A 13,720-nucleotide genomic window follows, 5' to 3' on the forward strand; every position below is an offset into this window, starting at 1 on the left:
TCAGTGTGTTTTATCGGTACTCGTGGTCAGCATCGATTGCGGGTAGCGTGCGATAGTCCTTTCGGCCGGTCGTGCGCCCCTTCCTCCTAGTTAATGTAAAGTGCCGTATCGGATTCACGGGCATCGGGCTATAGCTTGATCAGCGAGGAAATGGGGCCGAGATATACCGCCCCAGGGGCCTTACAGAGATCGCTAACGATAAAGAGTCCCGGTTGCGCAGTCGCCCGGCATACCGCTGAAAGGAGCGTTGCAGATTAATGGCAGTAGCACGAGAACAGAAGGTCACCAGACCACCGCTTTCCCAGAAAGAAGCGGGGGCCTACTACACCCCGGACGCCGTTACAGAGAGTCTGTTGAGCTGGGCGCTACGCAGCGAAAGCGATCGTATGCTCGACCCGTCTTGTGGTGACGGACGCTTCATCGCCGGCCATCGTAACAGTGTCGGTATCGAACAGGACCTGGCGGCGAGTGAGCTCGCAATGACGCGGGCGCCGTGGGCACTCGTCCATGAAGGTGATTTCTTCGCATGGGCCAGCAACACGCCAGAGCGTTTCGAGTGTGCAGCAGGCAACCCGCCCTTCATCCGCTATCAGACATTCAAAGGGGAAGTAAGAGATCGCGCGATGAGCCTGTGCAGTCGCGTCGGGGCAAAATTCAGCGGACTCAGTTCCTCGTGGGCACCGTTTCTCGTAGCCACGGCCAGCCTGCTCCAGCCTGGCGGCCGTCTCGCGTTTGTCGTTCCGGCGGAGATTGGACACGCACCCTATTCCGCACCGTTAATCGAATATCTGTCCGCGCATTTCGCCGTCGTACACATCGTCGCTGTACGCGACAAGCTATTTCCCGATCTATCCGAAGACTGCTGGTTGCTTTACGCAGACGGTTTCGGAAAACACACGGAAGAAATCCGCTTTTCGGCGATGAATACCTTCCGGAAGATGTCCGCACCGCCCAAAAGTTTTACCCGCGTCTCGATGGTGGATTGGCGGGAGTGGGGACGGCGTCTACGGCCGTTTTTGATGCCCCTTGCAGCCAGAAGTCTGTATAGGGGTGTGATTGCGGACAAGGATACGCGTCGCTTCGGTCAACTCGCCAATATCGGCATCGGTTACGTGAGCGGAGCCAACGATTTCTTCCACCTGCGTCCGTCCGACGCGAACCGGCTCAGCATCCCGAAGCAACTGCTGCATCCAACGGTGCGCAATGGACGTGCGTTGCCGAAGCGACGATTGACGACTTCAACGGTTGGCAAGTGGCATCAAGACGACGAGCAGGTTTTACTGCTGCGTATGCCGAAATCGGGTCGCGTTCCTGCCGCCGTTTCGCGTTACCTTGACTCGGAGGCCGGCTTCATCGCTCGCCAGGCGTACAAGTGCCGGGTTCGAGATCCCTGGTACTCCGTTCCCGATGTGCAGATTCCGGATTTCTTTTTGTCGTACATGTCCGGTCTCGAAGCGAACCTGGTGCGCAACGATGCTGGCTGCACCTGCACCAATTCCGTCCACAGCGTCAGGCTGCGGGAGGGAGTCGATGCCGGAGGCCTGTTGGACCAGTGGGAGTCGCCGTTCGTAAGACTGAGCACGGAGTTGGAAGGGCATCCACTGGGAGGCGGCATGCTGAAGCTTGAGCCGCGCGAAGCGACTCAAGTGGTTCTTCCCGCCGAGTCGGTCCTTCAAGGCATAAGCAACCCGGTGATCGAAGAGGCCCTCACTACGCTGCGTGAGTGGAGGCACTATGCCGTTGCGAAATAATGCTGTCGACGGTGATTCACGCGTGTGCCAGTGGATCAACCAGGAAGAAGCGTTACACCACTTTGCGACGTACGCGGGAGCCACTCAAAGCCAGCAACACATTAAGCCACTGCACTGGTACGTCGCCTGTCGATTGGTGCTCGAGGGAGGGTTTCATCCTGACGACATCATGCCGCGCCCGCCATTCACCGTTGTGACTCGTGGCTCAAGATCGTTTTTGCATTTCGATCCGGGATCTGCAACAGGTGGAGAACGGACCGTGCTTGGCGGGCTTAAGACGAAAAACGTTGACGTTGTAGTGACAAAGGATGGTATCGGGCCCGTGATGGCCGTTTCGTGCAAGGGGATGACGGGAGCATTTCGGAACCTGACTAACCGCATGGAAGAAACGATCGGCGAGTGCACGAATCTGCACATCACTTATCCCGCGATGGTGTTCGGTTACATGTTCGTCATCCGCGCGAACCGCGCGACGGTATCGCTGGCCGAGGGTATGGCGTCAGATGAAGCGACACCAGCAAGGCAACTCGCGGCCAATGACATAGCGGTTCAAGAAGGAGGGGCACCGGTTGAGTCTATTTTTCGTTTTCATTCCGCGCTGCGAGAGTTGACTGGACGCAGAGGAATTCGCGATGACGTCAGCCGATACGAAGCGGTGACGCTAGCGATGGTGGAAGTATCCGGCAACGATGTCGGCAATGTATTGCGCGATTTTCCGCCTCACGATAGTCCACTGCGGTTGGAGCAGTTTTTCCAGGCGCTATACCTGCGATATGAGGAACGGTACTTATTCGGAGCCCCCGATCTAAAGTCTGTGACCCGTCGGCTGGAGTGGGCGCCGGACTCACCTGTTTTTGACCGGACGCAGATAGATCACGACACCTACCCTGAGCTGGACTATGAACCGCGAATTGCCCAGCCGGCGTAGAGCTTTGTAGAACCGACAGATCCCCCCATGCCCTTCCTGGACCCCGTCTCCGCACTATCCAACCCCGGCTCACTGCTATCGCACGACAACCAGATCGTCGCCTCCTACGATCTCGAAGTCACCGACGCGCCCGTAGACACCTACCGCGCATTGTCGAGCGTCGCGGCAATCAGAAACGCCAACATCGCGCCCTTCAACATCGACTATTCGGACGTGACGCACGTGCACGTCATCAACGGGATGGGTGTCACGTTAGGCGATTCGATCATGGGGCTCACCGCGCTCGCGGCCATCAAGAAGCAGCATCCCGCGCTGTCCTTCACGATCTATCGCCCCAACCAGGCGCCGACGTACGTGAAGCAGCTATATGAACTCGCAGCGCCAGTCATCGGTTCGGTAGTCGATCTTCCGGTCCCTCTTGCATCGCTACCCAACGACGAACTACAACTCGACATCGGCAACCATCTGTTCTGGACGAATTTCGCGTCGATGCCGATGATCGATTTCTTCTTGTGGGCACTCGGCATCGAGCCCGGCGATATCAAGGCACAAGACAAATCGAATGACTGGCTCAAGCAGGTCGCCGTGCCCGCACTAAAAAGCACATGGGCGCCGCAAGAGTACGTACTGTTATGCGCGACGGCAAGCACGCCGGTACGCAGCATTCCCGATTCGTTCCGCTCCGAAGTGGTAGACCGTCTGTGGGAAAGATTCCATCTCCCAGTGCTCGGCTTCGGCGCGATCGGGCACGACCACTACACCGACATCACATCGCTATCGCCCGACACGACGCATTTCCTGGCCTGGGTGAAAAATGCGCGTTTCCTCGTGACATCCGACACCGCGGCCGTCCACATCGCGGCCGGATTCGATGTCCCCACCGCGGCTTTCTTCACAACGATCCCCGGGGACATGCGCGTTCGCGACTATCGACACTGCACGTTCCTCGATCTCGATGTCCCCGAGCTTCAAGGCATGCACGCGAGCGGCCGCGCGCACGACCTGGAGACCGTCGATCGAGCCTATGCCGGATTGAAGGCGACAAACTGGGCCGAGCGGATGCTCATCGGTTAGCACCGCACATCCAGCAAGGGCATGCGGGATAAATAACCCGTCGCGATCGACCAGGCCCACCACAAACATTGCCGATTTTCGATAACACCTCGATTTATGGCTCTCTACCATCGGTAAAAGCCTGTCTGCTGGCCGCCGCCGTGCGGTCGCGATGCGCTGCCTACCTCAGGAGAGTCCGGTGAAATCAGAGTCGAAAGGTCAGCATGTCGGCAAGGTGACGCACCACGAGTTGCAGCAGACGCTCGGCACCTGGCAGTTATGGGGCATCGCGGTAGGTCTCGTCATTTCCGGCGAGTATTTCGGCTGGAGCTACGGCTGGGCCACCGCCGGCACGCTCGGCTTCGTCGCGACCGCGATCTTCATCGCGGCGATGTACACGACGTTCATTTTCAGTTTCACCGAACTCACGACCTCGATCCCGCAGGCCGGCGGCCCGTTCGCCTATGCGCGGCGCGCATTCGGTCCGACCGGTGGCTTCATCGCCGGCGCGGCGACGCTCGTCGAGTTCGTGTTCGCACCGCCCGCCATCGCACTCGCCATCGGCGCGTATCTGCATGTGCAGTTTCCCGGCCTCGAGCCCAAACACGCGGCGATGGGCGCGTATCTCGTGTTCATGGCGCTGAACATCGTCGGTGTGCAGGTCGCGGCGACCTTCGAGCTTTGCGTGACGGTACTGGCAATCTTCGAGTTGCTGGTGTTCATGGGCGTCGTGTCGCCGGGGTTCGAGTGGGCGCACTTCACGAAGGGCGGCTGGTCCGGTTCGGATCATTTCAGCTTCGGCTCGTTCCACGGCATGTTCGCAGCGATTCCGTTCGCGATCTGGTTCTTCCTCGCGATCGAAGGCGTTGCGATGGCCGCCGAAGAAGCCAAGAACCCCAAACGCTCGATTCCGATCGCCTACGTGACCGGCATCCTGACGCTGGTCGCGCTCGCGGTCGGTGTGATGGTGTTCGCGGGCGGCGCCGGCGACTGGACCAAGCTGGCCAACATCAACGATCCGTTACCGCAGGCGATGAAGTACATCGTCGGCGAGAACAGCGGCTGGATGCACATGCTAGTGTGGCTCGGGCTGTTCGGTCTCGTCGCATCGTTTCACGGCATCATCCTCGGCTATTCGCGGCAGATCTTCGCGCTGGCGCGCGCCGGTTATCTGCCCGAATGGCTCGCCAAGGTTCATCCGCGCTTCAAGACGCCGCATCGCGCGATTCTCGCGGGCGGCGTGATCGGCATCGCGGCGATCTACAGCGACGAGCTGATCCAGTTCGGCGGTCAGACGCTGACCGCGAACATCGTCACGATGTCGGTATTCGGCGCGATCGTGATGTACATCATCAGCATGCTGGCGCTGTTCAAGCTGCGCCGCTCGGAGCCGCAGATGGAGCGACCGTTCCGCGCACCGCTGTTCCCGTACTTTCCAGCATTCGCACTGGTGGCCGCGGTGATCTCGCTTGCGACGATGGTCTACTTCAATTTCCTGGTCGCAGTCGTGTTCGCGATCTTCGTTGCGCTCGGTTACGTCTACTTTCTGTTGACGCGTCATCAGCGCGAGATCGCGCCTGCCGATGCGTTGCTCGAAGAGTGACGCGACAGTAGCGAGAACACGCTCATGAGCTACTCGGAAACCATCGGCAACCGCGTCTACCGCTTCGTCGACCTCAAGACGTTGCTGGCGAAAGCCAGCCCGCTGCGATCGGGCGATCAGCTTGCAGGTGTCGCCGCGGCGAGCGAGGAAGAGCGCGTCGCCGCGAAAATGGCGCTCGCGCAGGTACCGCTGCGCGCGTTTCTCAATGATGCGTTGATTCCCTATGAAAGCGACGAAGTCACGCGCCTGATCGTCGACGGTCATTCGCCGGAAGCGTTTGCGGAGATTGCGCATCTGACGGTGGGCGATTTTCGCAACTGGCTGCTGGCCAGTTCGACCGATGCGACTGTGCTCACGCGCATTGCCGCAGGTCTGACGCCGGAGATGGTCGCGGCCGTATCGAAGCTGATGCGCAATCAGGATCTGATCGCGGTCGCACGCAAGCGTCCGGTGGTCACGCGTTTTCGCAACACGGTCGGGTTGCCGGGCCACATGTCGGTGCGACTGCAACCGAACCATCCCACCGATGACGTCAAAGGCATCGCCGCATCGATGCTCGACGGTCTGATGTACGGCTGTGGCGACGCGATGATCGGCATCAACCCGGCCACCGACAGTCTCGCTGCCATCACATTGCTGCTGCGGATGATCGACGACTTCCGCGAGCGCTACCAGGTGCCGACGCAGTCGTGTGTTCTGACACACGTCACGAACACGATCGCCGCGATCGAGAAAGGCGCCCCCGTCGATCTCGTGTTCCAGTCGATCGCCGGCACGGAGCAGGCGAACGCAGGCTTCGGCATCTCGCTCGCGCTGCTGCAGGAAGCACACGAGGCCGCGTTGTCGCTCAAGCGCGGCACCGTGGGCAACAACGTGATGTATTTCGAAACCGGGCAGGGCAGCGCACTATCCGCGAACGCGCATCACGGCGTCGACCAGCAGACCTGCGAGGTGCGCGCATATGCCGTCGCACGTCGCTTCGATCCGTTTCTCGTGAATACGGTGGTCGGCTTCATCGGCCCGGAGTATCTGTACGACGGCAAGCAGATCACCCGTGCGGGACTCGAAGATCACTTCTGCGGCAAGCTGCTCGGTGTGCCGATGGGCTGCGATATCTGCTACACGAATCATGCGGAAGCCGATCAGGACGACATGGACAATCTGCTGACGCTGCTCGGTGTCGCGGGGATCAACTTCATCATGGGCGTTCCCGGTGCCGACGACGTAATGCTGAACTACCAGAGCACGTCGTTTCATGACGCGCTCTATGTGCGCGACGTGCTTGGCCTGCGGCGTGCGCCGGAATTCGAAGAGTGGCTGGAGTCGATGCAGATCGCCGACGCGCGCGGTGTGCTGCTTAGCGCATCGGTGGCGCGGCAACCGTTGCTCGAAGGAGCACGAGAATGGATGGGTATCCCATGAGCGCCATGAACACGAAGAACGATTCGATCGAGAAGAACCCGTGGCACACGCTGCGGCAGTTCACCGACGCGCGGATCGCGCTTGGCCGCGCCGGCAACAGCCTGCCGACGGCACCGTTGCTCGCGTTCAACCTGTCGCACGCGCAGGCACGCGACGCCGTGCACCAGCCGCTCGATACCGATGCGCTGCATGCGCAGTTGTACGCAAACGGCTACACGACGCTCGATGTGCATAGCGCAGCACCGGATCGGGAGCACTATCTGCGGCGACCGGACCTCGGGCGGCGGCTGTCGGACGATAGTCGCGACGTGCTTGCGCGCGTCGATATCGAACCGCCCGACGTCGTATTCGTGATCGGCGACGGCCTGTCGGCTTTTGCCGCATCGAAGCAGGCCGTGCCTTTGCTGCAGGCGGTGTGCCCGCGGCTGGCGGCCTGGCAGATCGGGCCGGTGGTCGTGGCGCGACAGGCACGTGTCGCGCTCGGCGACGAGATCGGCGAGTTGCTCGGAACGAAGCTCGTCGTGATGCTGATCGGCGAGCGTCCGGGGCTCAGTTCACCGGATAGCCTCGGCGTTTATCTGACGTATGCGCCGAAGCTCGGATGTAGCGACGCGCAGCGCAACTGCATTTCGAATGTGCGGCCGGAAGGGCTCGGCTACGAGGCGGCCGCGCACAAGCTGCACTATCTGCTGACGCATGCGCGAAGGTTGGGGCTCACTGGAGTGGGCCTTAAGGATGACAGCGACGCATTACTTGAGGCACCTGTCGCTAGTGTGCTGCTAGCGGTGGAATAGCGAGCGGTGGGCGCGGTACGAAAAACGCGCAGCCTCATTCCGCTCGCTCCACCGGATGCGCATCCAGCCAAACATTCTCGGCATCCTCGAAGAGCCGTGACCGAGTCAAGAAACGCAACCCCGTCGGCCGCTCGAGCGAAAACATGCCGCCGTTTCCCGGCACGGCATCGATGATGAGCTGCGTGTGCTGCCAGTATTCGAACTGCGATTCGCTCATATAGAACGGCACCTCCGCGATCGTGCCGAGCCGCACGTCCGAGCCGCCCACCATGAATTCGCCGGCCGGAAAACACATCGGCGCACTGCCGTCGCAGCATCCCCCCGATTGATGAAAGATCATCGGCCCGTGTTGTGCCGCGAGCTGCTGGATCAACGCCACTGCCGCAGGCGTCGCGATAACGCGCGCTACATCGGGTTCTGTCATATGAGCATGCCTCGCTGAAAAAGCGGACGAGCCGCGTACTGCGACCCGCCCGGCAGGAACAACTGGAACAGCTGGAACACGGCCGGCAAAAACCTCAGGCTCAGAAGAAGCCCAGCGGTTTCTGCCCATAGCTGACGAGCAGGTTCTTCGTCTGCTGATAGTGATCGAGCATCATCTTGTGATTCTCACGGCCGATCCCCGATTGCTTGTAGCCGCCGAACGCCGCATGCGCCGGGTACGCGTGATAGCAGTTGGTCCACACGCGGCCCGCCTGAATCTGCCGGCCGAAGCGATAGGCACGCGTGCCGTCGCGTGTCCAGACGCCGGCGCCGAGACCATACAGCGTGTCGTTGGCGATCTCCAGCGCCTCGTCTTCGTTCTTGAACGTCGTCACCGATACGACCGGCCCGAAGATCTCTTCCTGGAAGATGCGCATCTTGTTGTGTCCGCGGAACACGGTCGGCTTCACGTAATAGCCTTTGCTCAACTCGCCGGCTAGCGTGTTGCGTTCGCCGCCGATCAGGCATTGCGCGCCTTCCTGCTTACCGAGATCCACATACGAGAGAATCTTTTCGAGCTGTTCCTGCGATGCCTGTGCGCCGATCATCGTCGACGTGTCGAGCGGATGTCCCTGTTTGATCGCGCCGACGCGCTTGATCGCGCGTTCGATGAAGCGGTCGTAGATCTTCTCGTCGATCAGCACGCGCGACGGGCACGTGCACACTTCGCCCTGATTCAGCGCGAACATCGCGAAGCCTTCGAGCGCCTTGTCGAAGTAGCTGTCGTCGGCATCCATCACGTCGGCAAAGAAGATGTTCGGGCTCTTGCCGCCCAGTTCGAGCGTGACGGGGATGATGTTCTGGCTCGCGTACTGCATGATCAGGCGACCGGTTGTCGTTTCGCCGGTGAACGCGATCTTCGCAATGCGCTTGTTCGAGGCGAGCGGCTTGCCGGCTTCAAGGCCGAAGCCGTTCACGACGTTCACTACGCCCGCAGGCAGCAGATCGTGAATCAGTTCGAGCAGCACGAGGATCGACGCGGGCGTCTGCTCGGCCGGTTTCAGCACGACGCAGTTGCCTGCCGCGAGCGCCGGCGCGAGCTTCCACGTCGCCATCAGGATCGGGAAATTCCACGGAATGATCTGGCCCACCACACCGAGCGGCTCGTGAAAGTGATATGCAACCGTGTCGTCGTCGATCTCGGAGATCGAGCCTTCCTGGGCGCGGATGCATCCGGCGAAATAGCGGAAGTGATCGATGGCGAGCGGGATGTCGGCGGCCATCGTTTCGCGCAACGGCTTGCCGTTGTCGATGGTTTCGGCGACTGCGAGACGCTGCAGGTTCGCTTCCATCCGGTCGGCGATGCGGTTCAGGATATTCGCGCGTTCGGCAGCCGCAGTCTTGCCCCATGCTGTTTTTGCACGATGCGCGGCGTCGAGCGCCAGTTCGATGTCGGCTTCACGCGAGCGCGGAATCGACGTGAACGGCTCGCCGGTAATCGGCGATACGTTGTCGAAATACTCGCCGCCCACCGGCTTGACCCATTCGCCGCCGATGAAATTCGCATACTGCTTTTTGTACGGGAATTCAGTGGTCAGGAATTGCATCTCCGCATGATTCATCTGTGTGCTCCTCACATGTGTCGAATGATCTGTTGTCGGCGCGATGCTGACGTCTCGCAGGCCGTCTGGTGCATACGCCAGAAGCGTGCCAATACGCGGCACGGATGACACGCTACGGTGCAAGGGGCACAGCGGTGAGGCATCGTTTGCGGATGTGTTCAATATTGTTCAGCGCGAGCGTGCCGTTTCTGCGCAGTGCGTGAGAAGCTGTTCAGGATTTGAACAGGGCGGGTTGGCGCCATGCGGGTTTGCCATGCGTCGATTCGTTCGGCATGGGACTTGCGTCGGGTTTGCGTCTTTTCGATGTTTTGTTCCAGCGCGCGCGACGTGCTCCACCGGACTCACCGTTTTCTGGCCGATCCCGTATGACGAGCAATTCCTCCCGCATGGCGGCGCCTTCAGAGCGCGTCGCGCATACTGCGACGCTGGGCGAGCCGCGCGGTTTCAGCGTGCAAACCTGCGTCGCGCACGATGCCGACGAGCAGGCGCGCAACCTGCACGGCTGGCGCCAGACCTACGATCAACTCACGGCGGGCCGTTTCGTCGGCACGTTGACTGAACTTCGGCTCGATCACATGCAGGTCTTCTGCGAGACCACGAGTCATTCTCTGCGTCAAACCTGCGAAGTGCAGGCGGACGCGTACTGGTTCGGCATTCCAGTAAGGGCTGACGGCACGGGCCGGATCGATGCCCAGCCGATCTTCGGCGACGCACTGGCGTTTCGTCCAGGCGGCGTGGAATTCGAACTGTTGACGCCCGCCGGCTACGAGATTCTCGGCATCGTCGTGAAGGGTGCGGTGCTGCGCCGTTACGCAGCGGATGTCGAACAGATCGGTCTCGCCGATCATGTGCCGCGCACGGAGGTCGTGCCGATCGACAGCATGCGCAAGGCTCGACTCTGTGCGTCGCTGCGGCGGATTCTCGATGACGGTACGCACGGCACCGACGGTAGCGCTGCCGATGGCACGACACCCGCTCGCGCGCCGTTGTCTGCATTCGCACGCAACAACCTGCAGGCGTCGGTGCTGGCGTCGCTATTCGATGTGGGCCCGTGGCCCGCCGAGCCGGCGGCGATGCCGTCCCGGCCGCGCCGGCAATGGATCGTCGCCGAAGCACGCGACTACGTGCTCGCCAACCGCGAGCGCCCGGTCAATGTGCCGGAGCTGTGCGAGCGTCTGCATGTGAGCCGGCGCACGCTGCAATACTGCTTTCAGGATGTGCTCGGCATGGCGCCGGCGGCCTATCTGCGCGCGATTCGTCTGAACGGTGCACGGCGCGAGCTCGGCGAAGCGGGCCGCAACCGGTGTTCGGTGCAGGACGTTGCGGCCGCGTGGGGCTTCTGGCATCTGAGCCAGTTCGCTACCGATTACCGGAAGCTCTTCGGTATTCGTCCGTCGGAGACGCTAAGGGCTGCGCTCAGTAGCTACGACGAACACGCTATTGCGCATTGATGCGAACTGGTACTGGGAAAGCTCCTTCGCTTACGCGCGCCGGTAGCAAGCAAGCCGCCTTCGCTTACGCGCGTCGCTACTGAGCAAGCTCCCCGCTTACGCGGGCTGGTACCGATCAAGCTCCTTCCGTTTCACGCAGCTGCTTTCCCACACTGCGCACAGAACTTCGCACCAATTGGCCGCGCCGTTCCGCAGCCGTCGCATGCAGCGGGCGTCAGCGCGCCGCCGCATTGCTGGCAGAAGCGCGCCCCAGGTGCGCCGAGCGTGCCGCATGCCGCGCAGGCAATGCTCGCGGCTGGTGCGGCCGGCGGATTGCGATAACGGCTGCCATCGTCGCGTGAATCGTGATGGTTGCGGCTGCCCCAGCCGTCGTGGCTGCGTCCGTGGCTGCCGCCTCGACCGCCGTGATGTCCACCGAGCATTCTTTCCCAGATTCCCATTTCGTTGCTCCTCAGTTGCGTGGGCGAGTACGCCGTCGCCCGGGCGGCTGGATCGCCAGCGTTATTTGCGCAGCAGCCTCAAACCGTTCGCGACGACCAGCAGGCTCGCACCTGCATCGGCGAAGACGGCCATCCACATCGTGCCGAGCCCCATCACGGTCAGCGCAAGAAACACGGCCTTCACACCGAGTGCGAGCGCGATGTTCTGCACGAGCACCGAATGCGTTGCCTTCGATAACCGGATAAACAGCGGAATCTTGCGCAGGTCGTCGTCCATCAGCGCGACATCCGCGGTTTCGATTGCGGTGCCGGTGCCCATCGCACCCATCGCGAAGCCGATGTCCGCACGCGCCAGTGCGGGCGCATCGTTGATGCCGTCGCCGACCATCCCGACCACCGAACCGTTCGCCGCAAGCCTGCCGATCGCATCGAGCTTGTCTTGCGGCAACTGGTTGCCGTGCGCTTCGTCGATACCGACCTGCTGGGCGATTGCTTCGGCGGTGTGCGGGTTGTCGCCGGTCAGCATCGCGGTCTGCACGCCGAGTTCGTGCAGCCCCATGATTGCCGCGCGGCTGCTGTCCTTCACGGTATCGGCGACGGCGAAGAGTCCGAGTACGCGTGCTTCGTCGATCAGCATCACGACGGTCTTGCCTTGTCGCTCGAGCGCATCGAGCCGCGCTTCGAGGGCCGGCGAGCAGCGTTCGAGTTCTTCGACCAGCCGGTGATTGCCGAGCGAATACACGACCCCATCGATCGTGCCGCGCACGCCGCGCCCCGGCAGTGCCGTGAAGCCGTCGACGCTCAGATGCGCGAGGCCGTCCGTGTTCGCTGCGGCGGCAACCGCCAGCGACACTGGATGATCCGAGCGCCCGGCAAGGCTCGCGGCAAGACGGCGGCAATACGCGGCGTCCACATCGGCAAACGATTCGAAGTCGGTCTGCACCGGCTTGCCGTGCGTGATCGTGCCGGTCTTGTCGAGCGCGAGCCAGCTCAGCTTGCGGCCGAGTTCGAGATACGCACCGCCCTTGATCAGGATGCCGCGCCGCGCCGCCGCTGCGAGACCGCTGACGATCGTCACCGGTGTCGAGATCACCAGCGCGCACGGGCACGCAATCACCAGCATGACGAGTGCCTTGTAGACCCAGTCGTGCCACACACCGCCGAACAGCAGCGGCGGAATCACTGCGACTGCAACCGCAATCGCGAAGACGATCGGCGTGTAGACGCGTGCGAACTGGTCGACGAAGCGCTGCGTGGGCGCCCTCGCGCCTTGCGCTTCTTCGACTGCGTGGATGATGCGTGCGAGCGTCGTGTTGTTCGCTGCGGCCGTCACGCGATAGTCGAATGAACCCGATTCGTTGACGGTGCCTGCGAACACAGGGTCGCCTTCGGCTTTATCGACGGGCAGGCTTTCGCCGGTGATCGGCGCCTGATTCACGCTGGAGCGTCCGGCGACGATCGTTCCGTCGAGCGCGATCCGCTCGCCCGGCTTCACGCGCACCACGCTGTCCGGCGTCACGCCGGCGACCGGCACCGCGAGCCAGCTGCCGTCGTTCTGCTGCACGGTGGCCTGCTCGGGCGTGAGCTGCATCAAGCCCTTGATCGCATTGCGCGCGCGGTCGAGCGACTTCGCTTCGATCAGCTCGGCGATCGTGAACAGCACCATGACCATCGCCGCTTCGGGCCACTGACCGAGGATCAGCGCGCCGGTTACGGCGATGCTCATTAGCGCGTTGATGTTCAGATTGCCGTGGCGGATCGCGAGCCAGCCTTTCTTGTAGGTGCCGAGCCCGCAACCGACCACCGCCGCGATAGCAAGTGCCGCGGCGAGCCACGACGGTGCGCCGAGCCAGCTGGCCGCTTCCGAGCCGATCGCTGCCGCGCCAGCCAGTGCGAGCGGCCACCACGGCTTGTGCTGCTCCGGCACTGGAGCGGCCGGCGCGCCGTTCGCATCGGGCAGTTCCGGCGAGAAATCGAGCGAGCGCAATGCGGCGACGATCGGGCCCAGCGCATCGGCGGCGTGCTCGACGGTCAGCGTGCGTTGCATCAGGTTGAAGTCCATGCCATACACCGACGGCATGCCGCCGAGGCGTTTGCGGATCAGCGCTTCTTCGGTCGGGCAGTCCATCTGCAGGATGCGGATCGGTGTGCGTACGCGGTCGCCGATTTTTTCGGGGCGCGCGAGCGGCGCGGTAATGGCGGGTGCGGGTGTGCAGCAGGCGGTGTCGGAGCT

At 62.1% G+C, this 13,720-nt stretch carries 11 protein-coding genes; 7 read left to right on the top strand and 4 right to left on the bottom strand.

The genetic code is table 11. The features are described from left to right. Positions 1 to 257 precede the first annotated feature (257 nt). The 6 genes from FNZ07_RS13705 to eutC all read left to right on the top strand — a co-directional run bounded on the left by FNZ07_RS13705 (position 258) and on the right by eutC (position 7,551). Positions 258 to 1,751, top strand: coding sequence for an Eco57I restriction-modification methylase domain-containing protein (locus FNZ07_RS13705; RefSeq protein ID WP_091019308.1), 1,494 nt, complete (start codon positions 258 to 260; stop codon positions 1,749 to 1,751). Continuing rightward, on the top strand, positions 1,735 to 2,679 hold the full coding sequence (locus tag FNZ07_RS13710) for a hypothetical protein (RefSeq protein ID WP_211367950.1): 945 nt from the start codon (positions 1,735 to 1,737) through the stop codon (positions 2,677 to 2,679). The genes FNZ07_RS13705 and FNZ07_RS13710 overlap by 17 nt, the downstream gene beginning before the upstream one ends. A gap of 27 nt (positions 2,680 to 2,706) precedes the next feature. Next, positions 2,707 to 3,753, top strand: coding sequence for a glycosyltransferase family 9 protein (locus tag FNZ07_RS13715; RefSeq protein ID WP_091019311.1), 1,047 nt, complete (start codon positions 2,707 to 2,709; stop codon positions 3,751 to 3,753). A gap of 178 nt (positions 3,754 to 3,931) precedes the next feature. Further along, on the top strand, positions 3,932 to 5,335 hold the full coding sequence (eat, locus tag FNZ07_RS13720; protein ID WP_091019313.1) for an ethanolamine permease: 1,404 nt from the start codon (positions 3,932 to 3,934) through the stop codon (positions 5,333 to 5,335). Positions 5,336 to 5,359: 24 nt separating this feature from the next. Then, entirely contained in the window at positions 5,360 to 6,757 is a 1,398-nt protein-coding gene (locus FNZ07_RS13725; protein ID WP_091019315.1) for an ethanolamine ammonia-lyase subunit EutB, read from the top strand. Beyond that, positions 6,754 to 7,551, top strand: coding sequence for an ethanolamine ammonia-lyase subunit EutC (eutC, locus tag FNZ07_RS13730; RefSeq protein ID WP_245811731.1), 798 nt, complete (start codon positions 6,754 to 6,756; stop codon positions 7,549 to 7,551). Before FNZ07_RS13725 ends, eutC begins: the two co-directional genes overlap by 4 nt. Before the next feature lie 34 nt (positions 7,552 to 7,585). Here eutC and FNZ07_RS13735 read toward each other — a convergent pair whose 3' ends face one another. Both FNZ07_RS13735 and adh read right to left on the bottom strand, forming a co-directional pair. Continuing rightward, entirely contained in the window at positions 7,586 to 7,975 is a 390-nt protein-coding gene (locus tag FNZ07_RS13735) for a DUF779 domain-containing protein (protein ID WP_091019317.1), read from the bottom strand. A 100-nt stretch (positions 7,976 to 8,075) separates the two neighbouring features. Beyond that, a complete protein-coding gene (gene adh / locus FNZ07_RS13740; RefSeq protein WP_091019319.1) occupies positions 8,076 to 9,596 on the bottom strand; it encodes an aldehyde dehydrogenase in 1,521 nt (506 codons plus the stop codon). Positions 9,597 to 9,961: 365 nt separating this feature from the next. Here adh and FNZ07_RS13745 point away from each other — a divergent pair, with 365 nt between their 5' ends. Continuing rightward, positions 9,962 to 11,047, top strand: a complete 1,086-nt coding sequence (locus FNZ07_RS13745; RefSeq protein WP_091019321.1) for a helix-turn-helix domain-containing protein — start codon at positions 9,962 to 9,964, stop codon at positions 11,045 to 11,047. Between the two features lie 131 nt (positions 11,048 to 11,178). Here the strand turns inward: FNZ07_RS13745 and FNZ07_RS13750 are convergent, their stop codons facing one another. Together FNZ07_RS13750 and FNZ07_RS13755 are read right to left on the bottom strand one after the other, a co-directional pair. Then, positions 11,179 to 11,487: a zinc ribbon domain-containing protein gene (locus tag FNZ07_RS13750; RefSeq protein ID WP_091019323.1), complete on the bottom strand. Its 309-nt coding sequence runs from the start codon at positions 11,485 to 11,487 to the stop codon at positions 11,179 to 11,181. A 61-nt stretch (positions 11,488 to 11,548) separates the two neighbouring features. Continuing rightward, positions 11,549 to 13,615, bottom strand: coding sequence for a heavy metal translocating P-type ATPase (locus tag FNZ07_RS13755; protein ID WP_245811732.1), 2,067 nt, complete (start codon positions 13,613 to 13,615; stop codon positions 11,549 to 11,551). Positions 13,616 to 13,720 lie beyond the last annotated feature (105 nt).

The organism is Paraburkholderia megapolitana (assembly GCF_007556815.1).
Lineage (GTDB): Bacteria > Pseudomonadota > Gammaproteobacteria > Burkholderiales > Burkholderiaceae > Paraburkholderia > Paraburkholderia megapolitana.